Annotated in this window: 24 protein-coding genes; 14 read left to right on the top strand and 10 right to left on the bottom strand. The window is 62.0% G+C overall.

Annotated elements, in window-relative coordinates; all coding sequences use genetic code 11:
* Nucleotides 1–34 precede the first annotated feature (34 nt).
* Nucleotides 35–1,978: an ATP-dependent zinc metalloprotease FtsH gene (ftsH, locus tag ACTJK4_RS10840; protein ID WP_440817916.1), complete on the top strand. Its 1,944-nt coding sequence runs from the start codon at nucleotides 35–37 to the stop codon at nucleotides 1,976–1,978.
* Here the strand turns inward: ftsH and ACTJK4_RS10845 are convergent.
* Entirely contained in the window at nucleotides 1,970–3,256 is a 1,287-nt protein-coding gene (locus ACTJK4_RS10845; RefSeq protein ID WP_316871012.1) for an erythromycin esterase family protein, read from the bottom strand. The genes ftsH and ACTJK4_RS10845 overlap by 9 nt on opposite strands.
* A gap of 238 nt (nucleotides 3,257–3,494) precedes the next feature.
* Between ACTJK4_RS10845 and ACTJK4_RS10850 the strand changes: the two genes are divergently transcribed.
* The 3 genes from ACTJK4_RS10850 (at nucleotide 3,495) to ACTJK4_RS10860 (ending at nucleotide 6,423) form a co-directional block, all read left to right on the top strand.
* Nucleotides 3,495–4,694 (top strand): DUF3300 domain-containing protein, encoded by a 1,200-nt coding sequence (locus ACTJK4_RS10850; protein WP_440817917.1) that lies wholly within the window; start codon nucleotides 3,495–3,497, stop codon nucleotides 4,692–4,694.
* Nucleotides 4,691–5,641 (top strand): DUF2950 domain-containing protein, encoded by a 951-nt coding sequence (locus ACTJK4_RS10855; protein WP_440817918.1) that lies wholly within the window; start codon nucleotides 4,691–4,693, stop codon nucleotides 5,639–5,641. The genes ACTJK4_RS10850 and ACTJK4_RS10855 overlap by 4 nt, the downstream gene beginning before the upstream one ends.
* Before the next feature lie 281 nt (nucleotides 5,642–5,922).
* Complete coding sequence (locus ACTJK4_RS10860) at nucleotides 5,923–6,423, top strand: BCAM0308 family protein (protein WP_232039464.1); 501 nt, start codon at nucleotides 5,923–5,925, stop codon at nucleotides 6,421–6,423.
* Nucleotides 6,424–6,556: 133 nt separating this feature from the next.
* Here ACTJK4_RS10860 and ACTJK4_RS10865 read toward each other — a convergent pair whose 3' ends face one another.
* Nucleotides 6,557–7,489 (bottom strand): 1-phosphofructokinase family hexose kinase, encoded by a 933-nt coding sequence (locus ACTJK4_RS10865; RefSeq protein ID WP_414562233.1) that lies wholly within the window; start codon nucleotides 7,487–7,489, stop codon nucleotides 6,557–6,559.
* 880 nt (nucleotides 7,490–8,369) lie between these two features.
* Between ACTJK4_RS10865 and ACTJK4_RS10870 the strand changes: the two genes are divergently transcribed.
* Complete coding sequence (locus ACTJK4_RS10870; RefSeq protein ID WP_440817919.1) at nucleotides 8,370–10,118, top strand: MASE4 domain-containing protein; 1,749 nt, start codon at nucleotides 8,370–8,372, stop codon at nucleotides 10,116–10,118.
* Nucleotides 10,119–10,140: 22 nt separating this feature from the next.
* Here the strand turns inward: ACTJK4_RS10870 and ACTJK4_RS10875 are convergent, their stop codons facing one another.
* On the bottom strand, nucleotides 10,141–10,770 hold the full coding sequence (locus ACTJK4_RS10875) for a response regulator (protein WP_232039461.1): 630 nt from the start codon (nucleotides 10,768–10,770) through the stop codon (nucleotides 10,141–10,143).
* A gap of 320 nt (nucleotides 10,771–11,090) precedes the next feature.
* Here ACTJK4_RS10875 and ACTJK4_RS10880 point away from each other — a divergent pair, with 320 nt between their 5' ends.
* Both ACTJK4_RS10880 and ACTJK4_RS10885 read left to right on the top strand, forming a co-directional pair.
* A complete protein-coding gene (locus tag ACTJK4_RS10880; RefSeq protein WP_280928261.1) occupies nucleotides 11,091–11,636 on the top strand; it encodes an Hsp20/alpha crystallin family protein in 546 nt (181 codons plus the stop codon).
* A 140-nt stretch (nucleotides 11,637–11,776) separates the two neighbouring features.
* Nucleotides 11,777–12,181 carry a hypothetical protein gene (locus tag ACTJK4_RS10885; RefSeq protein WP_414562237.1) on the top strand — a complete coding sequence of 135 codons (405 nt, stop codon included), beginning with the start codon at nucleotides 11,777–11,779 and terminating at the stop codon, nucleotides 12,179–12,181.
* 332 nt (nucleotides 12,182–12,513) lie between these two features.
* Here the strand turns inward: ACTJK4_RS10885 and ACTJK4_RS10890 are convergent, their stop codons facing one another.
* Nucleotides 12,514–12,918, bottom strand: coding sequence for a carboxypeptidase regulatory-like domain-containing protein (locus tag ACTJK4_RS10890; RefSeq protein WP_414562239.1), 405 nt, complete (start codon nucleotides 12,916–12,918; stop codon nucleotides 12,514–12,516).
* Between the two features lie 478 nt (nucleotides 12,919–13,396).
* Here ACTJK4_RS10890 and groL point away from each other — a divergent pair, with 478 nt between their 5' ends.
* The 5 genes from groL to ACTJK4_RS10915 all read left to right on the top strand — a co-directional run bounded on the left by groL (nucleotide 13,397) and on the right by ACTJK4_RS10915 (nucleotide 17,256).
* On the top strand, nucleotides 13,397–15,034 hold the full coding sequence (groL, locus tag ACTJK4_RS10895; protein WP_414562241.1) for a chaperonin GroEL: 1,638 nt from the start codon (nucleotides 13,397–13,399) through the stop codon (nucleotides 15,032–15,034).
* 127 nt (nucleotides 15,035–15,161) lie between these two features.
* The gene (locus ACTJK4_RS10900) at nucleotides 15,162–15,539 is read left to right on the top strand and encodes a hypothetical protein (protein WP_440817920.1); all 378 of its coding nucleotides are present in this window, start codon (nucleotides 15,162–15,164) and stop codon (nucleotides 15,537–15,539) included.
* A gap of 16 nt (nucleotides 15,540–15,555) precedes the next feature.
* Nucleotides 15,556–15,939 carry a hypothetical protein gene (locus ACTJK4_RS10905; protein ID WP_414562246.1) on the top strand — a complete coding sequence of 128 codons (384 nt, stop codon included), beginning with the start codon at nucleotides 15,556–15,558 and terminating at the stop codon, nucleotides 15,937–15,939.
* Nucleotides 15,940–16,136: 197 nt separating this feature from the next.
* Nucleotides 16,137–16,589 (top strand): hypothetical protein, encoded by a 453-nt coding sequence (locus ACTJK4_RS10910; RefSeq protein ID WP_232039454.1) that lies wholly within the window; start codon nucleotides 16,137–16,139, stop codon nucleotides 16,587–16,589.
* Nucleotides 16,590–16,698: 109 nt separating this feature from the next.
* Entirely contained in the window at nucleotides 16,699–17,256 is a 558-nt protein-coding gene (locus ACTJK4_RS10915) for a hypothetical protein (protein ID WP_414562248.1), read from the top strand.
* 52 nt (nucleotides 17,257–17,308) lie between these two features.
* Here ACTJK4_RS10915 and ACTJK4_RS10920 read toward each other — a convergent pair whose 3' ends face one another.
* Genes ACTJK4_RS10920 through ACTJK4_RS10935 form a run of 4 tightly spaced genes read right to left on the bottom strand, consistent with a single transcriptional unit; the run spans nucleotide 17,309 to nucleotide 22,347 of the window.
* Entirely contained in the window at nucleotides 17,309–19,702 is a 2,394-nt protein-coding gene (locus ACTJK4_RS10920; protein ID WP_440817921.1) for an exo-beta-N-acetylmuramidase NamZ domain-containing protein, read from the bottom strand.
* A complete protein-coding gene (locus ACTJK4_RS10925; protein WP_414562252.1) occupies nucleotides 19,657–20,919 on the bottom strand; it encodes a putative glycoside hydrolase in 1,263 nt (420 codons plus the stop codon). Before ACTJK4_RS10925 ends, ACTJK4_RS10920 begins: the two co-directional genes overlap by 46 nt.
* Complete coding sequence (locus ACTJK4_RS10930) at nucleotides 20,912–21,700, bottom strand: polysaccharide deacetylase family protein (protein WP_322018350.1); 789 nt, start codon at nucleotides 21,698–21,700, stop codon at nucleotides 20,912–20,914. Before ACTJK4_RS10930 ends, ACTJK4_RS10925 begins: the two co-directional genes overlap by 8 nt.
* Before the next feature lie 53 nt (nucleotides 21,701–21,753).
* The gene (locus ACTJK4_RS10935; RefSeq protein WP_414562254.1) at nucleotides 21,754–22,347 is read right to left on the bottom strand and encodes a rhomboid family intramembrane serine protease; all 594 of its coding nucleotides are present in this window, start codon (nucleotides 22,345–22,347) and stop codon (nucleotides 21,754–21,756) included.
* A 180-nt stretch (nucleotides 22,348–22,527) separates the two neighbouring features.
* Here ACTJK4_RS10935 and polX point away from each other — a divergent pair, with 180 nt between their 5' ends.
* Nucleotides 22,528–24,276 (top strand): DNA polymerase/3'-5' exonuclease PolX, encoded by a 1,749-nt coding sequence (gene polX / locus ACTJK4_RS10940; RefSeq protein ID WP_440817922.1) that lies wholly within the window; start codon nucleotides 22,528–22,530, stop codon nucleotides 24,274–24,276.
* A 161-nt stretch (nucleotides 24,277–24,437) separates the two neighbouring features.
* The gene (locus ACTJK4_RS10945; RefSeq protein ID WP_232040258.1) at nucleotides 24,438–24,755 is read left to right on the top strand and encodes an HPF/RaiA family ribosome-associated protein; all 318 of its coding nucleotides are present in this window, start codon (nucleotides 24,438–24,440) and stop codon (nucleotides 24,753–24,755) included.
* 23 nt (nucleotides 24,756–24,778) lie between these two features.
* Here the strand turns inward: ACTJK4_RS10945 and phbB are convergent, their stop codons facing one another.
* On the bottom strand, nucleotides 24,779–25,525 hold the full coding sequence (gene phbB, locus ACTJK4_RS10950; RefSeq protein ID WP_260801723.1) for an acetoacetyl-CoA reductase: 747 nt from the start codon (nucleotides 25,523–25,525) through the stop codon (nucleotides 24,779–24,781).
* A gap of 7 nt (nucleotides 25,526–25,532) precedes the next feature.
* Nucleotides 25,533–26,039 (bottom strand): hypothetical protein, encoded by a 507-nt coding sequence (locus ACTJK4_RS10955; protein ID WP_232039447.1) that lies wholly within the window; start codon nucleotides 26,037–26,039, stop codon nucleotides 25,533–25,535.
* Nucleotides 26,040–26,041 lie beyond the last annotated feature (2 nt).

Genomic DNA, 26,041 nt, shown 5'->3' on the forward strand with positions numbered 1-26,041 from the left:
ACGACCATGCGAGGGTGACGAAGTGAAAGAGAGTATGCAGCCACGGCAGCAAAGGTTCTCGCTCTGGTACGCCGTCATCGTCGCGTTGACCATGCTGGCGCTCCAAACGCTGTTCATGTCCGAGCAGGTCGACACCCTTCCCTATAGCGACTTCAAGGTCCTTCTGCATGCCGGCAAGATCAGGGAAGTCGCCATTGGTGACCAGGACATCACAGGCACTTTTTCGACCGAAGGCGTCGAGGGGCTGTTGACGCAACAGCAGATCGATGCCATTCGCCGCACGGGCAAGGGCGACCATCCTTTCCAGACCCTCCGCGTGAATGACCCGGCCCTGGTTCCGGAGCTGGAGGCCGCCAAGGTGCGCTTTGTCGGTCGGCCGGACAACAAATGGTTGAGCACGCTCCTGTCTTGGGTCGTGCCGGCGCTCCTGTTCTTCGCTGTCTGGAACTTCCTGATCCGGCGCATGGGCGGCGCTGCGGCCGGTGGATTGATGGAGATCGGCAAGAGCAAGGCAAAGGTTTACATGCAAAAAGAAACCGGCGTGACCTTTGCCGACGTTGCCGGCATCGACGAAGCCAAGGAGGAACTGTCGGAAATCGTCAGCTTTCTGAAAGAGCCGTTGCGGTATCAGCTCCTGGGCGGCAGGATCCCCAAGGGTGTGTTGCTCGTGGGTGCGCCAGGCACGGGCAAGACGCTGCTTGCCAAGGCAGTTGCCGGTGAGGCAGCCGTGCCATTTTTCAGCATGAGCGGGTCGGAGTTTGTCGAGATGTTCGTTGGCGTCGGTGCGGCGCGCGTGCGGGATCTGTTCAGTCAGGCCGAATCCATGGCGCCGTGCATCATCTTCATTGATGAACTCGATGCCTTGGGCAAGACGCGTGCGTTCAACCTCGTCGGCGGCAATGAAGAGCGCGAGCAGACGCTGAACCAGCTTCTGGTCGAGATGGACGGCTTTGACAGCAACAAGGGCGTCATCATCATGGCCGCGACCAACCGGCCCGAGATACTCGACCCTGCCCTGCTTCGTCCCGGACGGTTTGACCGCCACGTTGCCCTGGACCGGCCCGACCTCAAGGGTCGAGAGCAGATACTCAAGGTCCACGCCAGGAACGTCACGCTGGGGGCCGATGTTGACTTGGGAAAGATCGCCGCGCGAACCCCGGGTTTTGCCGGAGCCGACCTTGCCAACCTGGTCAATGAGGCGGCGCTTCTTGCGGCGCGCGAAGGTAAATCCGCCGTTCAGACCGTCGACTTCGACGAGGCGCTTGATCGCATCGTAGGTGGCCTTGAGAAGAAGAACCGCGTGATGAACGCCCGGGAAAAGGAGACGATCGCCTACCACGAAGCAGGCCATGCCATCGTGGCCGAGCACCGCCCGCTGGCTGATCGTGTTTCGAAGGTTTCCATCATTCCAAGAGGTATCGCCGCCCTGGGCTACACGCAACAGACCCCGACGGAAGACCGCTATCTGCTCAAGCGCAGCGAATTGCTGGACAGGCTCGACGTGCTGCTGGGCGGTTACGTTGCCGAGCAGATCGTGTACCACGACGTATCGACTGGTGCGCAGAACGACTTGCAACGCGCAACCGACATGGCGCGCCAGATGATCACCCAGTTCGGCATGAGCGAGCAGCTTGGTCTGGCCACCTACGAGCAAACGCCCAACCCGCTCCTTGCCGGTACCGGCCTGATGCAGCGCGAGCGCAAGGAATATAGCGAAGACACCGCTCAGTTGATCGATGCGGAAGTGCGCAAGGTGCTGTCCGATGCCAGCGCGCGCGTAACAGCCACGCTGGAAGGCCAGCGCGCCAAACTGGAAGCACTATCGCGCATGTTGCTGGACAAAGAGGTGGTTGACCGCCACGACCTGGACATGATCCTGTCTGGCAACGTGACCCCGATGCCGCCTCCGAAGGCAGAAGCGGGTTCTCCCGCCAGCGCCACGGCACCACAGCCCGCGCAACAGCCGCATTCAAGGTAACAGCGCCGAAGTCAATGGTTCGATGGCGGAGGTTTCGTCCAGATGGATCAGCGCGTCAAACTGGGCGCCAATGGCGGCATCGAAGTAGTGCGACGCGTACTCGGTCTTGGGGAGGTACAGCACGCCGATTGCCCGTTCCAGCAGTGGTTCGCGGAACACATCTGCCGCCGTATCGCCAAGCGGGAGGAAGAAGCGATCGAGCCCCGTGCTATGGAACAGGTGTTCCCAACTGTCTGGCCGCGCTGGCCGCACCCATTTCGGCTCCGCCTCGCCACCCCACTCGGATGCGGCGCACACGTGGCCGGTATAGGTCGTAAAGCCGACGAGCAAAGCGGCACCGCCAACCTGCTCGCGCACGAGCTGCCCAAGGTTCCACTCATGCCGGCTGGCGGATTCCGTTGCCCGTGCGTCGCCCACATGCGAGTTGTGCGCCCACACCACGATCCGCCCGTCACCGCCACGGCGCTGCCGATATGCAGCCAAACCAAACAGCGTCTGTGCCATGTGGGCGTCGCGCAGGTTCCACGTGTTGACGCGGTGCCCGAATGATTCACGGTAGTACGCCTCTGCGTTGACGACGACGATGGCGTTTTGCTCGGCAAAGAAATGCGAGTCGATGGCAGCAATGCCGTCCTGCTCGATCAGCCTGGCCTCGCTCGCCCGAAGCCGGCGCAGTTGCTCGATCACCTCACGTTGCGCAGGCAACCTCAAACCTGCGGCCGCTTCGTAGCCGTACGTCATGGGTTCACGCACGTGGTCCAGCGCCGCGTAGTGCATCCGCGCCACCGCCGCCTGTTCCGGGTCGGTCTTCTGCAGGTATTCGATGACAGCCTCGGCTGACCTGTACAGGCTGTACAGATCCAACCCATAGACACCAACACGTTCCGGCGCGGCAAGAGCCGCGTTGTGCTCATGGAGCCAACTGATGAAGTCGAGCATCTCCGGATTGCGCCACATCCACTCGGGAAACCGCTGGAAATCTCCCAGCGCCTGGGCGGCGGTGTCCGTGCCCTCGCCCTGAACATAGCGATTGATGCGCCACACATCCGGCCAATCTCCCTCGATGGCGACGGCATCAAAGCCGCCTTGCATGATCAACTGCCGCGTCATGTCTGCGCGTGTCTGATAGAACTCGCGTGTTCCGTGCGTCGCCTCGCCCAGGAGAACGTAGCGCTTTGCACGGGCCATCTCCACAAGGCGGTCGTAATCGCCAGCGCTGCCAGTGAGGCGGCTGGCCACTTCACGTACACCAAGGAAAGGTGTGAGCGGTGTGGACATAGGCGATCGACTCCACGGATGTCGCAGCGGTATTTGCAGTCTAGACAGCGCGGCTGCACGCTGATTGCGCTATCGCAAACGACGGGCCCCTCGATGGGCGTACCGCCGTTCGCGCACGCTGGCGCGGATGTTGCCCGTGCGTTGACGCTCATCAATCACCGTCCAAACCAATCGTCCAATATGAATCGGGGCCCCGCCCGGTTCGCGCGTGCGGCCGCCATTCTTGCGGAGGCAGCCAATGAAAGCGCAATGGGTAAGGCAGTTGGCCATTGCCCTGGCTCTCCTGCTCTTGTTTGGCAGCCCGGCAATACCGCAGCCGGATGCATCGGAAAACGATCTACAACCCGCCACCGCGGTGCAGCTCGATCAAATGCTGGCACCTATCGCGCTGTATCCGGACGCATTGGTCGCGCAGATCCTCATGGCAGCCACTTATCCGCTTGAAGTGGTGCAGGCTGATCGCTGGGTGCGTGACCCCGCTCACGCCGCACTTCGGGGCGACCAGTTGGCTGAAGCCCTCGCGCCGTTGCCGTGGGATCCGAGCGTGAAATCTCTGGTGCCGTTTCCCGGGCTCTTGCACATGATGAACAACAACCTGGATTGGACGGAACGCGTAGGCAACGCATTCTTGGCCGACGAGGGCGCGGTCATGGACTCGATCCAGCGCTTGCGCAGCCGGGCTCAGGCCAACGGCACCCTGGGGTCGACCACACACGCTGTGGTGTCAACGCAGGATGGCGCCATCATCATCGAGCCCACCAACCCGAACGTGGTCTACGTTCCGGTCTATGACCCTTATTTCGTCTATGCACCGTGGCCCTATCCCGCTTACCCGCCGTACATCTTTCCCGACATCTGGGGTGGAGTGATCATCGGCGGGCTCGGGTTCGGATGGGTGGGTTTTTCGGTCGTCGTTCCGTTGTGGGGCTGGAGCCATTGGAACTGGCACGGCCACCATATCGATATTGACCGGGGCCGCTTCGGCAACATCGACCGCCATCGTCCGCCACCCAGTGGCGTCTGGGCCCATGACCCGGGGCATCGCCATGGCGTGCCATATCCGGGAGCATCGCGGGGGCGGTTCGGCCCGGGCTCTGCTATCTCGCCGGACGCGCGGCGCGGGTTTCGTGGTTACCCAACGCCCCCGGCCCCGCCAGCGGGCTCCGTAATACGCCCCTCCCCGGTTTCGCCTGTGCATCCGACAATCCGGCCGCCGCCGGCCAGGCCGGCGCCCGCTCCCGGTGCACGCTCCTCCCGGCGCCAGTCACCTGGCTACCCGCCCACGTTCGAGTCGTACGGGCGCGGATCCGATGTGCGCGGACAAGCCCAACGCGGGCAAGCCAGCCGCATGTCGCCCGCCGCGCCCCAGCCTACTGGACCACGCTCTGGTGGCTTTGCACCCCACGGCGCAGCGGGCGGCGGGCACGGGAGACGATGATGCACAAGATCTCTAGAGCGCTGCGCCTGCGTCGCCTTGCCGTGCAACTGGCGATGCTGGTTCTTTATGCGATCGCCGTTCCATCCTGGGCCGACAAGCCCACGCAGCAGGCGTTCTCTTCCCCCGAGAACGCTGCCGAGGCATTGGCATCCGCGTGGCGCTCGGGCGACGCGGATGCCCTGCTCCTCCTGTTCGGGCCGGCAGGGGCAACGCTGGTGAAATCGGGTGACCCCATCGGCGAACAGATCGCCCGAAGCAAGCTGGCCTCCGCGTATGACGAAGCGCATCGAATCGAACGAGACGCTGAGGGCCATGCCGTCATCCTCCTGGGCAAAGACGAATGGCCCTATCCGATCCCGCTGGCAAGGCGGGGCACGCGCTGGCGCTTTGACACGAAAGCCGGCGCACAGCAGATCATTGATCGACGCATTGGCCACCACGAGGCACACGCAATCCGCGTCTGCCGGGCGTATGTCGAAGCGCAACTGGCTTATGGCACTTCGCACCGCACCGCAGATGGGCGCGCCGTGTTTGCACAGCGCCTAGGCAGTTCACCCGGCAAGCATGATGGCCTGTTCTGGGTGCCTTCCGCCGGAGATGAAGAGAGCCCGCTGGGACCGCTCATCGCGCTCGCCGATGCACGACGCCAGGACACGTCAGGCGCGGGCAAGGTCATCCCCTTTCATGGCTACGTCTTCCGGATCCTGACTCGGCAGGGAGAGCACGCGCCGGGCGGCGCGCGGAGCTATGTCGACGACGGACAGATGACAGGCGGATTCGCACTGGTCGCATTTCCCGCAACCTTCGGGGCATCGGGTGTCATGACGTTTATCGTCAACCAGGATGGCGTCGTGTACCAAAGGAACCTCGGCCCGCATACCGCCCAGATCACGCGGCGCATGCGCGCGTATGACCCGGACGAGCGCTGGAGCCCCGCATTGCCGTGATGCCGGGCTCTAACCGCCGGCAATTCTGAAGATGACGACATCATGGAACGCGCGCCTGACTCTGAAGCAGCAGGAAACGCTGCCTGCCAAGTTGGCCGTCATGCGCGCCATCGGAGCGCATCTCCACTCAAGTCTGATTTGATGAGTACCGCGGCACGCAGACTTGATTCAGCCCAAATTGCGTCGCGCTGCGGAAGGTACTCTGAGAAGTGTCCACCGCGACTGCGTTGCAGGTTCTGGTCTGCAACAGGCCGGAGGAACTCGCCCTCATAGGAGTCAACATGAAACAACGCTCTCAATCCGAACGAGTGCGGCCGGCACGCTGGAGCCCATTTGCCGTCGAGCCGATCCACAACCGATATCGGGAACCCGACAAGGCACCAGCTGCAAGCTGCTGCCCAGTTTGCGGTGCTGTCTATCTCAAGGGCCGCTGGTTGTGGCGCAGCCCGCCACCTGGGGCCACTTCCCTGGTCTGCTCGGCATGCCAGCGTGCCGCCGACCAGATGCCCGCAGCACGAATCCACCTGTCTGGAGACTTTGAGGCGGCCCATCGGGAAGAGATCCTGACACTCGCCCGCCACCGCGAAGCTGATCTGCGCGCCGATCATCCAATGGAACGCATCATGGCTGTCGAAAGCACGAGCAGCGGCACTGACATCCTGACGACCGGCTTTCATCTGGCGCGCGACATCGGCCATGCAATCCACCATGCATTCCACGGACACCTGACGTTTGACTATGGCAACGCAGAGACCGAACTGCACGTGAAATGGAGCCGGTAGTACCCCGGGGCGTTCCGTAACGCCCCCAGCCGCCTGTCCGATAGGTTGGCCATCTCAACAACAGCGTAGCGAGCCGCCGTTGCACGCCAGCCGGCGCTTCAACCGCGGTCGATCCGGTCGAAGCCGATACGCTTCAAGACAATGACACCTCTGCGTAGCGCTGCTCGATCTCGGCGGCGCTGCCAAGTTCGGTACCGGCATGGCTCAACGCTGCTGCGGCCGCTGCCATGCCGTATCGAAATGCCTCTCGCATGCCTGCATTCCGGTTAAGCGCCCACACCATCCCCCCCACGAAGCTGTCGCCGGCTCCAATCGTGCTGAGGAATGACGTTGCGACGGCACCTGCCCGGACGATTTCTTCCTGCGTGACGAGCATGGCCCCGCCAGCGCCCAGTGTGAGCGCGACCGCATGCGCGTGCCCATTGCGGACAATCTCTTGCGCAGTCTCCATGCAATCCGCTTCTGTTTCCAACGCGCGCCCGGTCAGCTGTCGAAGCTCGTTCAGGCTTGGCTTGATCAGGTATGGCCCATGCGGCAACGCCGCGCGCAATGCCGGCCCCGAGGCATCCAGCACGACACGGCTGCCATGAAGCTTGGCCTGATCAATGACCCGCGCGTAAAAGTCGTCGGCCACCCCGAGCGGCAGGCTTCCGCTTAGGACGAGGTAGCGCGGCGCTGGCTGCAGCGCATCGAGGTAATCCAGGCAGTGCTGCGACTCCGATACCGAAACGACCGGCCCCGGCATCACGAACCGGAATTCCCGATGGCTGCAGAGTTCCGTCACGGAAAAATTCTCTCGCGTCTCCCCTTCGATCCCGAGGGCGACAAACGGTAAGCCCTCTACCGACAAAAGACGTCCCAATCGTTCAGCCACCGGGCCGCCTGCAAGGTAGACGGCCACGCAATCCCCGCCCAGGCGATGCACAACACGGGCGACGTTGACTCCGCCGCCTCCAGGGTCAAGGCGGGCCGGGGTGCAGCGCATCTTGTGTGTATCCGTCAGGCACTCGACCGACGTGGCGATATCGATGGCGGGATTGACCGTGAGCGTGACGATTTCCGGCATTGCACACCTCAAGGGGCTATGGAGGGCAGCCGGTAGTCATGCTGCACATCCGCGTTTCGATCCTGCCGCCTTGATCATTACAAGCATGTCTCGGAGGGCATTCAGAAGCGCGACATGTACGTCCACATCCGATGCCTGGTCTATTGCAAGCTCCCGCCCCTGCATCTGCACTTCGACATGGACGAAATAGGGTCCGCCGCAAAGCGGCTCGGCTCGCTCCGAAGCCAACCTCACGCTGCAGCGTTCGACCCTGCATGGAAGACCACTGAGTCTGGTGGAGAAACGCCTCACGGCTTCCTTGATGGCATCCGAGGGAGGCAGATGACGGAATTGAATCTCGACTCGCCGAGTGTCCATGATCTAAACGGAATGAAAACCAAGTTCAACAGCGAAGCAGCACCAAAGCGAACTGATCTATTAGCCTATTGAGCGCTACGTAGCGCGCTTTGACCTACCTCAACACCGCAATACCTGCTTACGCTAATCACGCCCAGTGGCTGTACACATTGACGTGTTTGCATAGGCTGCCGGGATATGCGAGCAGGTGCGTGCACAGGAGCGCGCTCATCGCCGGGGGCTCTGGTGGATCTCCCGATTGATCAGGCAACGATCGCGCGCTCGATTTCACTGCTTGCATGAGGCTCACCAACCGAATATCTGCGCTGCCTCAGATTGATACGCTCGCTTGCAAGCTAAGGTTGAACACTACAGAGGCGAGTCAACGTGAGTAAGCGGCCTGGGATGAAATGCACATCAGCCCGATAGCGCTCCGCTTGTCAGGAAAACCTGACAAGGTTCGGTGCCATGTCGGAGATGACGTCCAGCCCCACATAGCAGCGGCCACGTACCGCCCGTACAGGTTCCAGATTGGAGAGTGATCTTGAGCGACCAAGGGGGCAATCCCCGCATCTTCCTGTCGACCGTCCAGCCTCGACCGAATCAGCAGCGGCTGGTCATGGCCGTGATGCTGGCATCCGTCGTCGTATTTGTGGCCGTATTGCCGTTCGCTCAGTGGCAACTGGCGCAGGTCTGGGGGTTCATTCCTGTCTATGAATCCGCGGTCGTCATCAACGATTTGGTCACCGCCGCGATGCTGGTCGGGCAGTTCACCTTGCTCCGCTCTCCAGGATTGCTGGCCCTGTCATCCGGCTACTTCTTTACCGCCACGGTGGCGGCGGTGCACATGCTCAGCTTTCCGGGGCTGTTCTCAACATCGGGGCTTCTGAATGCGGGCCCGCAAACGACAGCGTGGCTTTACATGTTCTGGCATGGCGGGTTTCCCATCTCTCTGATCGCCTATGCCCTTTTGCAGGAAAACACGCGAACACGGCATATCAGGTTGCGGCGTGCCGTCTCTCCCGTTCTATGGGCTGCCTGCGTTGTGCTGCTTCTGACTTACGGGCTGACTGCGCTGGCCACCCACCCGTCTCTCTTGCCGGCCATCATGCGCGGGCATGGATACACCGGTGCAATGTCAACGACAGTGGGCATTGTGTGGATGCTGAACGTGCTGGCCGCAGCAATCTTATGGCGGCACCGTGGCCACTCCTTGCTGAATCTATGGTGTGCGGTTGTCGCCGTCACCTCGGTATTTGAGGTCGCACTGTCTGCCATGTTCAATCATGGGCGGTTCGATCTCGGCTTTTACGCAGGCCGCGCCTACGGCCTTGTCGCTTCCGGCTTTGTTCTTGTTGCGCTGATCATTGAACATGCCAGGCTTTACGCCATGCTGGTGAAAGCCCTGGATAACGAAAGCGCAGCGCGCGCACGCGCCTTGGACAAAACGCAGCAACTGAACGAGGCGAACGAGCACCTCGAACAGCGTGTCAAGGACCGCACCGCCCAGCTCAGCGTCACGAACGTCGAACTTCGACAGGAGATCGCCGAACGCAAGCGCGCCGAACAGGCGCTGGAGCGATCGAGAGAGGAGTTGCGTGAGTTGGCAACGATCAGCTCACGGGCGCGCGAAGAAGAACGACGGCGCCTTTCGCGCGAGCTTCACGATGAACTCGCCCAATCGCTGGCGGCGCTTAAGGTCGACATGCAGATGCTGGAGCAGAAGCTTCATGCCACGAACAAGCCGGTTGCCGACCGCCTGAGTTCAATGGAACAAGCCGTGGATGACATGATCGGTGCGACACGGCGGCTCGCCTCCGATTTACGCCCCTCCATGCTCGACGATCTCGGCCTTGTACCTGCGTGCAGATGGCTTGTTGAGTCGTTTCAGCGGCGCCATCGCATTCGGTGCGAGCTAACGATCATGCCCGAGCACTTTGAGCTTCCCGAGCCCTTTGCATCCACCGTCTATCGCGTGCTGCAGGAATGTCTGGCCAATGTGGCGCGCCATGCTGGTGCCTCAACCGTACGAGTGAGGCTGGTCCATGACGTGCCCACCGTTCAGCTCTCGGTGCAGGACGATGGCATCGGCTTCGACCCTGCGCATCCGAGAAAAGATTTGTCTTTCGGGCTTGTTGGCTTGCGTGAGCGTGCCTACCTCGTGCGTGGGAGCTTAAGCATCGAATCGTCGCCAGAGGCCGGAACGTTGATCGAACTGACCATTCCACAAACGATGACTGCAGCTATGGAAGCGCCGCTTCCAGCGCCCGACGCCCAACCAAGGGCAATCTAGTTCGGCATCGCTGCGGCCAGTCTCATACCAACCCGTGGGTGAGCGCGTACCGCACCAAGGCGACATCATTCGGCAAGTTCATTCGTTCAAGAATGCGCGCCTTGTACGTGCTGACCGTTTTCTTGCTGATGCACAGATCGTGCGCAATCGTCGCCAGTGAATCGCCTTTCGACAGACGCACAAAAATATCGAACTCGCGGTCACTGAGCCGCTGATGAAGCAGCCTGTCTGCGGGGTCGCCCAGATTGTGTATCAGCAACTCTGCCACGGCCTGCGTCATGTACGTACCGCCCGATGCGGCCTTGCGGATGGCCTTCTCGAGCTCCTTGACCGCACCCTCTTTCGTCAGATAGCCGACGGCACCGGCTCGGAATGCGCGTAGCGCGTACTGGTCCTCGGCATGCATGGTCAGGACCAGGATCTTGAGCTGCGGAACGTCCCGATGAACCTGGGCGATCAGGTCAATGCCGCTGCGTCCGGGCATCGACAAGTCCAGCACGATGACGTCGGCAGGTGTACGGCGCACCAGATCGATGGTGGATGCACCATCCACCGCCTCACCAACAACCTCGATATCGCTGGCATCGCTCAGGATCCGGCCCAATCCCTCACGAAAGACGGCATGGTCGTCCGCTATCAGCACCTTGATCATTGTGTATCCCTTGGATCTGCGCACCTACTAGTTCATGGTAGGTGGCGGGGGGATTCCCATACAACGCTTGGCACCGGCTTCTCTGATCAAGGTCAGGAACGTGACGGTGCTGTTTGTGACGAACACGGCGAGAACCAAAACGCTCGCCGACCCTGCTCGGGCAACGAGGGGACCGTTTGCGTGATCCCCAGCCGAACACGATGTGCCCAAAGACCATGTGGCGACGCATCGCCGGCGTCGATCGGTTGACGCCCATCAAGATGCTGTCCGCATCGGCGTCCAGAATGGTTTCTCCCAGACCCCCCACAGGAGAAAGCATCATGGCTGAATCCGATACCAAACTTGCCGTGAAGACCGGCGCGGAAGCTTCGAACAAGCAGCCTGGCGCCATGCAACCCTGGCGCGCTTTTGACAACCTTCGGCAAGAGGTTGCGCGTGTGTTCGATGATTTCGACCGCGGATTTCATCTCTTCCCATTTCATCGGGCCGCGCTCGATATCGAGCCGTTCTGGCGGCGTGAATGGGCTTTGACGTCCGCGCCTGCCGTGGACGTTGTCGAAACCGACACGGCTTACGAGATCAAGGCCGATCTGCCCGGCATGGAAGAGAAGGACGTCGAGGTCAAGCTGGCCAACGGCGGCCTGACGATCAAAGGCGAGAAGCAGGAAGAGAAGGAAGAGAAGCAAAAGGACTACTACCTGCATGAACGCCACTTCGGCGCGTTCGAGCGGTCATTCCGTATGCCGGACGGCGTCGACACAGAGAAGATCCAAGCCAGCTTCAAGAATGGCGTATTGACGGTGACGCTCCCCAAGACAGACGCGGCGCAAGCCACGCCCAAGACGATCCCCGTCAACGGGGGCTGATGTAGCGGACGACGCACTGCAAGAACAGCGGAGGACGAATAGCGACTCGTTGCACGACTCGCGCCTCCGCCCACCTTGGTTTTACTCGCGGCCCGAGCCGCTACGCTGCGGCTGCGTCGTCCGGTTGACAGGAACTGACCTTGAAATTCTCGGCTGCCCATGATGACGTGGCGGCGCCCGATTTTGGGTCAAGGAGTTCGAGCGTGACTTTGGCATTGGACATTTCATTTCGGGATTTTCCGTACTCCAAAGCGATTGAGGATGCTGTCATCAAACAGGCGAACCGCCTTGGCAGCGTTCAGGTGGAGATGGCCCGTTGCCGCGTCAAGTTGATTCAACTGCCGCGCCAGCAGCTACCTATCCCATCCGTCAGGGTTCACATTGACGTGATGACGCGCCACCATCGCCACCTCTCGGGCCATGCCTCCGGCGACGACGCTCTTGTCGCACTTCACGATGCGTTCAAAGACGTCGAGTTCGTATTGCGAAGCGAAATGGTCCGTGAACAATCGAGTGCAATCATCGAAGCAAAGGGGGGCATATGAGCTTGACCGTTCATGCCGGGCGGGGTTGGGTGGACGTTCGTACAAAACGGCGAAGCGACAAGCGCTGGGATTGCGAATGCAGGTCCGTTTCATCCAATGGAAAATGCTCGTCCTGGGTTTCAGCGGCCAACGCTGAGGGGTATGTGTCCCGGGATCTCGCATTCAGTGCCGGCATTCTGCTCGGCCGCGAACTTGCCGCGCGCTTTACGGCGCGAGTGGAATCGGCTCCGCCACGCATGTATCAATGAAGCGGCACGGCAAGGTCCGCCGACGGCCGGCGTGCCTCGCCCACTCAAGGTTGCTTTAACTGCCGCGTGTCGCCGGCAAGTGATTCAGCGGGGCCAGGTCATGGTGCGCATGGCGGCACCATGCGCGGGCACGACAAGCGTGCCCTGCCGTACCACGCCGTTATAAGACGCGCTGACTTGATACTTACCGCTCGGCAGACGGACGTAGAGCAGCGGGCCTTCCGATACGACAGCCAGGGACACCGCGCCGCTGGCAGAACGAATACGCGTGTCGACATCTGAAACGTACGCGCCCCCTTGCTCAATGAACGTCAAGCGCAGGTTGTAGTCCGCCGCAACGCTACGCATTGCGTCCACCTCGTCTTGTCCCACCCCACCTGACACATAGGCCACGCCCCCTTGCACACGTTGGATAGGACGGGCGGCGTAAGCACCTTCATTCAGGCAGCCCATCTCGTACATGGCACGCCACGAGCGCCTGTTCGTCATCCCACTATGCCTGCCACCTCGTGCCCGGCCCGTCAGCCGATCAGGCTCATTCACGCCTTGAATATCCCGCATGCGCTGCATCAACGCGCGGCGCTCTGCCGGTGTCCGAGCATTGCGCAGTTGCGCGCAAAAATCGGCGCTCGGCTGGCGTACTTGCTCGGGGGCGGGCGCCTGCGCCAATGCCGTGTTTGTCGACAAGAGAGACGCTGCAACCAGCGCAGCGCACAAGAGGCTGTGTACCCGAACCATGACCGACTCCTTGAGAGTTCATTCGCTTCCCTAGAGCCACAATGGTCCATGCGTGCCGAAGCGCGTTGATATGGCGCAACCTTTGATCCAGCCCAAACTGGCATATGACGTCATGGCTAACCTGAAAAGCAGCAGCACGTCCATCGCATACCACTCGTGGCGGCGGCACCCGCTGCTGCTGTGAGCGAAACCGCACGCCGCGGCACATTCCATCCAACGTGAGTTGACCATGACAGCCCGCACCCTCGTCTTCCATCAAACCGCGCGCAGGATGATGCTCAACGGAATCGACCTGTTGGCCCGAGCTGTCAAGGTGACGCTCGGGCCTGGCGGCCGCAACGTGATCATCGAGCGGCCGGGCATGACGCCTATGGTCGCCAACTCCGGCGTGGTTGTTGCGCGTTCCATTTCATTGCGCGAGCCCTTTGCCGATATGGGTGCCCGATTGCTGTGCGAGGCAGCGGCGCGCACCAGCGAGGTCGCGGGTGACGGCACCACCACGGCCACCACCTTGGCACACGCCATCGTGGCGGAGGGCGTGAAGTACGTAGAAGCCGGACACGACCCGATGCAGCTCAGGCGCGGTATCGAGGCCGCCGGCGCCGTTGTTGCGCAGCAGCTCCACGCCATGGCTCGGCCCTGCACCACCGTTGACGAAATGCGGCAGATCGCCACGATTTCCGCCAGCGGAGACCAAACCGTGGGCACGCTGGTGGCGCGCGCGGTTGAGCAGGTCGGCAAGGACGGCGCCATCAGTGTGGAAGATGGCTCGAAGCTGGAAGATCAGTTGGAGATCGCAAAAGGCGCGCGTGTTGACCGGGGCTTTCTATCGCCATTCTTTGCCACCACCGAAAGCCGGGCCGTCGTGCTCGAAGAACCATGGGTCTTATTGTGTGATGCCGCGATCAGTTCGATTGCCCAACTGCTGCCGGTTCTCGAAGCCGTGTCCGGCACCGGCAAGCCGCTGCTGGTCATTGCCAATGAAGTGGAAGGCGAAGCGTTGGCCACGCTCGTGGTCAACAACCTGCGCGGCACGCTCAAGAGTTGCGCGATACGCTCGCCCGGCTTTGGCGAGTCCCGCACGGAACAACTGGCCGATCTTGCTGCGCTGACTGGTGCGAGCGTCATCTCATCGCAGACCGGCGTTTCGCTCGAGCACGCGACGCTTGACCAGCTCGGCCGCGTACACCGAACGGAAACCACCAAGGATTCGACCACACTCATCGCCGGCGATACGGCAAAGGCCGAGGTGGAACGCCGCGTGGGCCAGGTGCGGGCTCAACTCAATGACGCAAAGACAGACTACGACCGCGAGCAACTTCAGCACCGGATCGCGCGCCTGAGTGGTGGTGTAGCTGTCATCAAGGTAGGCGCGGCAACCGAAGTCGCGTTGCACGAACGCAAGAACCGCTTTCAGGATGCCCTTCACGCCACCCGTGCAGCCGTTGAGGAAGGCATCGTTCCCGGCGGTGGCGTTGCATTGCTCCGTGCGCGCTCCGCAATCGACGCATGGAGCGCACCCAACACCGAGCAGCATGCAGGCGCCCGTATCGTGCATACCGCCCTGGCCGCGCCGATGCTGCAGATCGCAGCCAACGCAGGCGCAGACGCACAGGCAGTCGTCCACCAGGTCCTCTCCGGGGAGGGATCGCACGGCTACGATGCGGCGTCCGATCGCTACGGCGACATGCTGGAGCTGGGTGTGGTCGACCCCGTCAAAGTGGTACGCACCGCATTGCAGAACGCCGTCTCCATTGCCGCCCTGCTGTTGACCACGGATTGCATGATCGCCGACGCGCGGGAAGGCTATGTTGACCGGCCGGATGAAGCTTCAAGCCCGGCCATGTTCAACGCCGGATACGCATAGCAAAGCCCCGGCCATCCCGAGCATTCATGACCCCACTGGCGGCGGATCAAGCTTTGCTCACGATCAAGGGAGCTTCCAAACCGTCCTCTACAGTGATGACAAGACACTTCGACACGCCGGACTTGCCATGATCGCTCCCGCCTTCGTCCACCATCAGCGCTCGAGAGCGACGTCCGCCCGGCACATCAATGAAGACGCATTGGCGACGGCCTTTCTTCCGGATGCCCGTACGTTCCCGCTGCCTGATCCGGCGCTTGCCGTTCTGGCAAGAACAGCCGCTTCCTGGTTTGCCCCGACGTTGGCCACCGCAATCCATCTCAGCGCGGAGCATGGGCGTATTCGCGTTGCCGGGCACGTCTGCAATGCCCGCCCGCTAGCCTATCTGAAGATCGCGCTGCTACGCTTGCCCGGCGTCGTCGGGCTGGACATGACGGTTACGGTGGAATCCACCACCGATCCGCTGCGATCGGAGAACGTGGCCTTGCAACGTCACCACGTCGGCTAACCGGGGGCGCGCAAGCATGCATACGACTTTTTTCTGCGCGACCAGTTGTCCGTGCCCCCACGCCAACTTCGATCCGAAATGTCCGCAGTCAGTGGAGGAGATTCTCCGCGCGTATGCCGCGCTCTTCTGGTTCAACCTCTACCTCAGGTGCCCCGACTTCTCCACCGCGGATGGCATGTTTCCGCGGGAGCCAGATGTTCGCCAGAAGTATCTGGCAGTGCATTCGAAAGTCTTCACACACTGGGCCACGGCGGCCAATCGTATGGGCATCACCACCGCGCGCTTTCGTGATGTCTGCGCGAACGTGCGCGCGGCCTGGATTGGACCAGGCGACCCTTTGCGCGGGTGCCGCGCCCGGGCCGATGTCCTGTCGGACCATCCGGAATTGGATTTGGACTAAGCACCGGCCCGCCTTCTCGCCAAGTGCAATGAGGGCCGCATCGCCCTCCGACGCAGGTCTTTTGGCCCAGGCAGCTAACAGCCTCACGATGACCGCCCCATCAGGGGCGTACGGCAAGGCGATCTGGCGGCTTGCGTCAGGTCAACTCTGGCAATGACGAAGTGCCTACCCTGCAGTCATATCAACCGGAGATCGTGATGCCACAGCCTACTGAAGCAGTCTGCAACCTTGCCTGCGCCACACTGCGCGATGCCAGCCGCGCAGCCGAGTTCTTCGTCGATAGCCAGCTTCAGCTCGCGCGCCTTCGCGTCAAGATGGCGGAAACGGCGCTGCAGAATCTGTCCCAGCTGGAGGGCCAGTTGGACGCAGTCAAAGACTGGAGTGGCCTGGCCTCGGCACAGAGCGCCTATATGAAGCTGCAAGCCAACCAAGGCGCAAACGCGGCTCGCCAGTGGACCGACCTCCTCAATGACGCACAGCGCTCATATCTGCGCCAAGCAACGGAGTGGAACGACCAGTTCCAACATCGGCCGGGCACGGCTGCATCTCCTGCACAACTGTTCATCGCCTCCTTGGATTCTTGGCAAACATTGGTCAACACCTTCAACGCGATAGCCGCATCGGCTACGCAAGGCCGGACGCCGTCGTAACCGCGCACGAGGCCCAAGAGCGCGCAAGGCGCGTGACGGCGCTCATGCCGAATGGCTGTCGACTGCCGATCGGAATGTGCAATGCACGGCGCCGACGAAAGAGAAGAGCTTGATTCCTGTCAACGAGGGTGTTTGGCAGCTACCTATTCTTGAAGTAGCCATCGGGCAAACACACAGTGGATGGACACGATTGTTGATTCAGCGGTTGAACTTGATTTGTTTGCAGGAGCAAAAAATGCGCGGAAAACTCATGATGGCTCTGCTCGTCGCTGCAGCAGCCTCCACGTCGGCGTACGCACAAGGTAAGCCCGACACAGCACCGAACAGCGACGGACAACGGGCCGGCAAGGTAGATCCCTATACGGATGGCGCCAAACAGGCCAAGCCCGACCCGTACACAGAAGGATCGAGGAGCGGCAAGTTTGATCCGTACACGGAAGGCGCAAAGGGCAAACGCGACGCCTATACGGAAGGCGCCAAACAAGCCAAGCGCGACCCGTACACGGAAGGATCAAGACGCGGCAAGTTTGACCCGTACACGGAGGGCGCAAAGGGCAAACGTGACCCCTACACGGAAGGCTCGAGGAGCGGCAAGTTCGACCCGTACACGGAAGGCGCAAAAGCCAAACGTGACCCACATACGGATGGCGGCAATCAGACGAAGTAGAAGCATCGGGGATTGCCTTTTCGTATTCCATCTGTCGGCGTAGCTGCCTCCTTCAGTACAGCAGATACGCCGCACGCTGGGAAAGGAAGGCATCGGTCTGGGCGATGTAGGCGTGCTCGATCGCGTCCAGCGAAACGCCATCACGCAGCATTCCCCAGACCGTCTCGGACCCCACGGACACGCGGATCGTCTCCAGCTTGAAATGCTGCGGATAGCGCTGCGACAGCACTCGGGCCAGCGCTAAACCGATGCGACCGGGGTGCGTGAGCGCAGACGTCTGGTGGATCGCTACACCCGAGCACGAGCGGCCATGGTATGGCCCCTCTGACGGCACAAAATGGACGGGCGTATAGGTAGCGCCCGTATTCAGCGCATTGAGTTCGCGCGCTACCGCAGCGCCGTCCACCCACGGTGCTCCGACCATGCCGAACGGCGCCGACGTGCCTCTGCCCACGCTGACACTCGCGCCCTCGATCAGCCCCACATCCGGATATCGCTCCAAGGCGGCGAAATCCCGCAGGTTTGGCGATGGCGGAACCCAACCCAGCCCCGTGTTGGCAAAGCGCATGGCGCGGTCGTACTGTTCCATGGCCACCACATGCAACGCTGCGCCAATGTGCAGCTGGTCGTTCAGCAGCCGGGCAAGCTCGCCGATCGTCATGCCGTGCACAAGCGGCAGAGGCACGTAGTTCGTCAATGACCGGTCTGCCGTATCGGATACCGGCCCACCAACCAGATCGCCCCCTATCGGGTTGGGACGGTCCAGAACCAGCACTGGAATGCGGGCCTTCGCTGCAGCTTCCAGCGTCGCCCCCAGGGTCGCAAGGTAAGTAAAGAAGCGTACGCCCGCGTCCTGCAGGTCGAACACCACGACGTCGATATCGGCCAGCGCACTGCGTGGTATGTCCTTGCTGCTGCCATAGAGGCTATGAACAACCACGTTGGAGCGTGCGTCGATCGTGTCACCGAAGCGCGCATCGAGATCGGTGCCGATGCCATGCTCTGGCGCAAAGATGGCGCTCAACCGCACGCCGGGTGCCTCATTCAGTACATCGATGGTCCGGCGCCCCCGCGCATCGAAGCCACTGTGGTTGGTGACCAAGCCGACCCGCTTCCCGACGAGCGGTGCGAAGCCGTTGGCCTCCAGTACATCGATACCTGATCGCACAGGCCCGACCGCCATGGGCAAGCGGCGGCCGGCACTGAGCACGGCATCGGCCATGGTCGGGGCGCGCACCGCGATCTGTTCGCCCGAGAGCAGCGGCGCAGAGTTCGATACCAGATTCAGCACGGCTTCACGCAACGGCATGGCGTTACCCTGCTCGTCGGGATACAGCCGGCTTGTGAGCACAATCACGAATCGGCGCGTGACCAGGTCGATCCATAAGCCGGTTCCGGTATAGCCCAGGTGCTGGAGGAGTCCGGCGCGCGGCGCGCGATAGCGATTGGGGATCAACGGCGCCTGGACTTCCCATCCCAGCGTGCGGGCCGCCTCCACCGCAGCTGAACCGTCCGGCGTCAACAGCAGGGCAACGCTGTCCGGTTGCAAGATACGGCGATCGCCAACGCGGCCCCCGTTGAGCAGCATCCTGGCGAACAGCGCGAGGTCATCCGCCGTGGAGAACAGGCCCGCGTTGCCGGAGACGCCCCCCAGTGCGGCGGCGGTCGGATCATGGACTTTGCCGCGAAGCCATCGTCCGTTGCGAATGATGGTCGGAGCGATGCGCATGATCGCCTTGCGGCTCGGACGAAACGCGGTGTCGCGCATGCCAAGTGGCCGAAAGATATGCTGCGCACACCATGCATCAAGTCCTACCCCACTGACACGCTGGACGATCTCGCCCAAGGCGACATAGTTGAGATCGCTGTAAATGACACGGTGACCCGGCTCAGAAATCGGCGGCATGATCCCGATCGCGTGAAGCACCGAGGCGGGGCCCCGCAGTTCCGAACGAGCTGCCAGGCCAGGAGGCAGGCCGGACGTATGCGTGAGCAACTGCCGTATCGTGATGCGCGACTTTCCTCCGTCCGCGAAGGCTGGCCAGTACCGGCCGGCCGGCGCCTCCAGGTCCAAACGTCCACGCTCTGCCAACTGCAACACCGCCGTGGAAGTGGCCACTGCCTTGGTAAGGGATGCCAGATCGAAGATGGTGTCTTCAGTCATCAGCTCAGCGTCGCGTCCGACGGTGCGCTGACCCAGCGCGACACGTTCACGCACCCCGCTGGCATCACCGATGGCTACCACCGCCCCCGCCACATTGGCATCGGCAATCTGCGCGGCTACCACGGCTTCCAGCTCGTGCATGGGCACAGGCTTGCCCAGCGGCCCTGGCGTGCTGATGGTTGGCTCGGCGCGCCCGCTCTGCATGCACGCCAACAACAGCGCAGCCAGCACCGCGGCTATCGCGGCAAGTTGGCGGGATCGTAACGATTGCGCGCGTTCCATAGCATCCACCCGTTGGTACCTTCCGCGTCAGCAGCGTCGACTTGGGCGCGAATCATCTCGGCATTGAACTCACGACGATCAAAAGCATAGTCCCGGAATGCCTGGAGCCATGGCCGGAATCTCACCCCCGGCAAACCTGTGCGCCGCTTCGCTTCAGCCAGGGAGTGCGAGACGATCTCGCCGGGCTTCTCGGTGGGTTTCCTGACACCCGGCAAGCCCCATGTGAAACCGGACGGATAGAGCATGGGCGAGATGTAGTCCACCACGGCGCCCAGCGTGTTGATCTGCTGGCCGATCGCGGTGTCGTCGGTGTTCCAGCAGACGTAGCCGAAAATATCCGCTGCCAGGTAAATGTTGTACGGCCGCAGCCGCTCTCTCGCCTGCGCAAGAAAACCCGTCACGGCCGCAACCCGGTGTGCCTGCGTGTTGGCCTGATGGAACTGCAAGCCATTGGCGTCCGGAAAACGCAGGTAGTCGAACTGGATCTCGTCGAACCCGAGTCTTGCAGCCTCTTCCGCCACGTCAAGCGAGCTGGCCCAGGCGGCTTCCACGCCAGGGTCGATCCATTGTTGATCTTCACGATCGTGCCAGAGCGCTCCATCGCGGTCCCGCACGGCCCATTCGGGGTGCGCCCGGGCCAAGGGGTCGTCCTTGAAGACGACGATGCGCGCAATCAGGTAGAGGCCTCGTAGACGAAGTTGCCGAATCACGGCGGCGAACTGGTTGATGCGGGCTGCACCGTTCTTCTGTTCGCGGGCAGCGCCGACTGCCACACGGGCCGCGCTCGGGTACGGTGTATCGCCCCGGTCGCCCTTGATATCGATCACCAGCGCATTGATCGCTGTCTCGCGCTGGAGGGCGACGGCGGCATCGCGCAAGGATCTGTTGGATACGCCCTGTACCGACAGATAGACCGCTCGGGGCTTGATCTGCTTGAGCACGATCTCGACTGCGGGCTGCGGGCCGCCAAGCACCAGCTCGGCGCGTGCATAGCCGGGGGCACGGACGCTGACCACCGCGCGTGCATCCACTGCCGCCGCTGGAATATCGACTAGGCCAGCCGCATCGGCATTTCCGCTCTTGCCCTGAACAAATGTGATTGCGCCTTCCACAGGAAGGTGGGTCTGTGCATCTACCACCCTGACCTCGGCCGCGCCGGCAAACTGCGCGCAGGAAAGCCACGCAGCGGCGAGCCAAAGGCGCAGACGGCTACTCATGATTGCCCTCGGCCGCATTGAGAATGTTCGTCATGCATCGTGCACCACAGCCATCGGTGATCAGGTATCGTGGCAGTGCCATGGCGGGTTGGCTCGCCCGCAGCGGTTGCGCGTCCAGCGTGAAGGCCGCGGTATAGCCTTCCTCTCGTGCAATGCGCTCCAGCTCAGGATCGTGGATGCCGAAAGGCCACGCCAGCAAATGCACGCGGACGCCGATTTCCGTCTCGATGCGCACCTTTGCCCGGCGCAACTGATCGCGGGCGAACTTGACGAAATCATCGGTGCTTCGGTGCATCCGTTCCACGCGGAAGTTCGGATGCCAGTAGGTATGGGACTGCACGTCAAACTGTCCGGTGCGGGCCAGCGCTCGCAACTGGGGCCACGTCATTGCGTAGGCGGCATTTGAAATGGCAGACGGATACACAAACAGCGTTACGGGAACGTGCCGGCCGCGCAGCGCAGGCCACAATGTCTCGTACACAGACCGGTGGCCGTCATCCACCGTAATGGCCACCGCCTTCCCCGGCAGTGCATCTTGCTCGCCTTGGTGCCAGCGCAGGATGTCCGCGAGCGGCACGATGCGATAACCAGCCGCCTCGATCGCCTGTAGATGTGCTTCGAACGTCTGCATCCGAACCGTCATGGTGCTATCCACCGTCGATGCAAAGCGGTGATAGACGAGCACCACCACATGTGGCTCCATAGCCGGCATCTCTGCGTGGGCAGCCGGATACGCAAGCATCAGGAGTGCACAACACAACGAGAAGATCCAGGTGTTCATCAGCCGTGCCTGCGAAGAAGAGTGGATAGCGCGCATCGCCCGGCCCGCCTCGCTTATGACGCTCTGGGTGTGCCGTGCAGCCAATGCCAAAGCAGCACCCCGCTGCCCGCCATGCCGCCCAGATGGGCGAAGTGCGCGACATCGACTTCGGTTCCGCTCACGCCAAGCGTCAGTTCCACGATCGCATAGAGCGTTGCAAACACCCATGCAGGCATCGGGATGGGCGGGATCAACGGAACGATCATGCGATTGGGAAACAGGACGGCATACGCGAGAAGCAATCCGAACACGCCTCCGGAAGCGCCAATGACCGGCCCCGCCGGCAGAACGCTCAAAGCTGCAAAGGCGATCTGCGCGAAGGCCGCACTCAAGATGCTGGATACGTAGAGCAGCCAGGCCCGCGGTGTACCCACGGTGCGCTCCACGTCGCGGCCAAACATATAGAGCCCGAACATGTTGAGCACCAGATGCGCCCCGTTTGCGTGCAGGAAGGCGTATGTCAGCGGTTGCCACGGCATGAATCCGCTCCGCAGGCCGGCCCCTGATATGCCGAGCGGCCAGAGAGCAAAGGTACGCAGCAGCTCGTCTCCTGCAAAGAGCTCTGCACAGAACACCGCCACGTTGGTGAGGATGAGCAGCTTGATCATGAAGGCACCCCTGATCTCTGCCCACGATACGGCCGCGCGCGTTGGCCGGGTTGATCTCGCGCAAGGCGGTTCGACAGTGTGTCGTGATCCTGCAAAGCCACGCACTCCGTTTGATGTGCCGCAAGGCCCCCGCATCGCCAGATGAAACGATAGAGAGACTTGCACGCAAGAGGATGACCCATGCCATTGGCCGCTTCTTATCAGTACCCCGCGAACCAGGCCATCGCTGCGATCTTCAACGAAATCGCTGATTTATTGGAGGTTGAGGAGGCCAACCCGTTTCGGGTACGCGCTTACCGCAACGCTGCCCGCATGGTCGAAGGCATGACGGAAGGCGTTGACGCCATGCTTGCACGCGGCGCCGACTTGACCGCCTTGCCAGGTGTTGGAGTCGACCTCGCGGCAAAGATGCGCGAGATCGTCGAAACGGGAACCTGCGCCATGCTCACACGTGTGCGTACGGAGGTTCCATCGTACGTGCTTCAACTGCTTCAATTGCCTGGGCTGGGCCCAAAGCGGGCCCGTGCTTTGCAACACGAGCTGGGCATCACATCGTTGGACGAGCTGGCTCGGGCAGCAGCGGCACACCGCATTCGCGAACTGCATGGCTTTGGCCCCCGAAGCGAAGAGCGATTGCTCGAAGCCCTCAACGCACGCCTGGCGCGCGATCGCCGTTATGGTTTGGCAATCGCCAAGCCATGCGCCGACGCACTGACGCATTACCTGCTGGCGAGCGGCCTGGTCGACCAACTCGTCGTTGCCGGGAGCTACCGGCGGGGCCGAGACACCGTGGGGGATCTGGATCTGCTCATCACGGGAAGAAAACGCGCACAGATCGTTGAGCATTTCGTGCACTACAACGAGGTCGCTACCCGAATCTCAGCGGGGCCCACCCGTGCAAGCGTCGTCCTGAAAAACGGCATGCAGGTGGACTTGCGCGTGGTGCGCTCCGACGCTTTCGGCGCGGCGCTGGTGTATTTCACCGGATCGAAGCCGCATAACATCGCTCTGCGCAAGCTTGCGCAGGCTCAGGGTCTGAAGATCAACGAATATGGTGTCTTCCGAGGAAAGGCGCGCATCGCCGGCCAGACGGAGGCGTCGGTCTACCGTGCAGTGGGCTTGCCTTGGATCTGCCCCGAGCTGCGCGAAGACCAAGGCGAGATCGCGGCCGCGCAGTCCGGCGCACTACCATCCCTCGTTGAACAGAGCGACATCAAGGGGGATCTCCATACCCACACATCGGCCAGCGATGGCACCGCCAGCCTCGAAGCCATGGCGGCGCAGGCGCGCCTGCTGGGCTATCAATACCTGGCAGTGACCGATCATTCGCCACGCATTGGCATAACCCATGGGCTCACGGCGGAGCGCCTGGCCGCACAAGCCGATGCCATCGACCGCTTCAACGCCGAACACGAGGGTTGGCCCGTGCTGCTCAAGGGGGTTGAAGTCGACATTCTGGAGGACGGGTCACTGGACCTGCCGGATTCGGTGCTGGGGCGCCTGGATCTTGTCGTGGGCGCAATCCATAGCCACTTCAGTCTGCCGGCCGACCAACAGACGTCACGCATTCTTCGTGCGCTCGATCATCCGCACTTCACCATCCTCGCCCACCCGCTAGGCCGGCTGATTGGCGAGCGCAACGCCTGCAACGTTGACCTCAAGCGGGTCCTGACCGCCATTGCACAGCGCGGCTGCTACGTTGAGGCCAATGCCCAGCCCTCCCGCCTGGACCTGTCCGACGTTGGATGTCGCCTGGCAAAGGCGGAAGGCGTGCTCGTGAGCATTGCGTCTGACGCGCACAGCCCGGCTGATCTGACGAACCTGCCCCTGGGTGTCACGCAAGCCCGCCGCGCATGGCTGGGGCAGGCAGACGTGCTCAATGCGCACTCGCTCGACACGCTGCTGCCGTTGTTGAAGCAGACCATGTGACGAGCGCACGCGCACACCACCTCGGGCATTCTGTATCTGCACCGCAACATGTCGTACGCCGTGCCCATCGGGTTGATCCGAGTCAAGGTGCAGGAAATCGTGCGATCAAGAATGAACACATGAATTTCCACATCAGTATCCAGACCAACCGGAGCCAAACCATGAGCGTCCCAGTCGACATTTCCTTCCAGGGTATTCCGCATTCCAAGGCCGTCGAAGAAGCGGTTATCAACCATGCAGACCGCTTGAAGCGCATTCGTGCCGATCTGATGCGCTGCCGCGTCAGTCTTGCCGTGGGAGCCAAGCATCAGCACCAGGGCAAGCCGTTCGACGTCCACGTCCACGTGTTCACACCGCATCAGACGCATGTTTCGAGCAATACGTCCAACGAGGATCCCTACGTCGCGCTCCGCGAGGCCTTCACGCACGTGGAACGCATGCTCGTCGAAGCCAACGGCAAACGAGAATCGCACTCTTGAGGCATCGTGCTTGTGCACGCGCGCTACTGCATGTGCAAGCCACCATTCACGGCCAGGTTGGCACCAGTAATGTAGGCAGCGTCCTCGCCGCAGAGAAAAGCCACCAGTGCCGCCACCTCTTCTGGTCGACCAAGACGGCCCAGCGGGATCTGCGGAAGAATCCGTTCTTGCATGATCTCGCGGGGAATATCGCGGGTCATTCGCGTGGCGAGGTAGCCAGGCGAGATCGTGTTGACGGTCACACCCTTTGCGGCACACTCGAGGGCCAGCGCTTTGGTGAACCCATGTATGCCGGCCTTGGCCGCCGCGTAGTTCGTCTGCCCGAACGCACCCCGCGAACCATTGACCGACGAGATGTTGATGATGCGGCCCCAACCGCGGTCGATCATGCCTTCATACACCGGCTTGGTCATGTTGAAGACGGAGTCGAGATCGGTGGCCAGCACGTTCCGCCAGGCTTCGAGCGTCATGCGCTTGAAAGTCATGTCCTGCGTAATACCGGCGTTGTTCACCAGAATGTCGACCGGGCCGACGGTCGAAAGCACCTCAGATGCGCATCGTTGGCAAGCGTTGTAATCGGCCACATCCACCGCGAACGTCTGGAACAGGCGCCCGTAGGCATGCTGTTCTGCCACCCATGAGGTCACATGCGCGTTGCCCAGCGAATGGGTAACCACCACACGATGCCCTTGCGCGTACAGACGAACGGCAATGGCTTCACCCAACCCGCCCATACCACCGGTGATGAGCGCAATGCGCTGTATTGTCATGACGGCCTCATCGCGTCGTCGGACGTACGCCAGCGCGGGGGCAATCGCGCTTGCACAGGAGCCACCGGTCTGTTTCCGGTTCGATACGCAACCGCACAACGGCATCGACCGGCTTCGTACCGGCCCGAACGCTCAGGGTCTGCATTACGCCCCGGTACGCAGCGGTTATCTGATAGTGCCCGCGGGGCAAGCGCATATACAACAGCGGCCCCTCCGTGCGCACGCGCAATCGAAGCGTTCCGCGATCGTCCGCCACCGAGACATCCACATCCGACAACGCCTCGCCGGTTCTGGCCGACACCACGTTCAGCCGCACGTTGAAACGGCTTGCCATTGCGTGCATGGTGTCGCGCGCGTCGCTGCCAACGCCACCCGACACATAGGCGATCTCGTTCTGAACCCGGACTTCCGGAGCCGCCGCCGCATCCGGCCCGACTGCACCTGCGTGTGCGCTGGCGGCCAAAGCCAACGCGGCGAGAATGCAGCGCGGCAAAGAACGAACTGCTTGGCTCATGT

Origin of the sequence: Ralstonia sp. 22111, assembly GCF_052045895.1 — a bacterium.
GTDB lineage: Bacteria > Pseudomonadota > Gammaproteobacteria > Burkholderiales > Burkholderiaceae > Ralstonia > Ralstonia wenshanensis.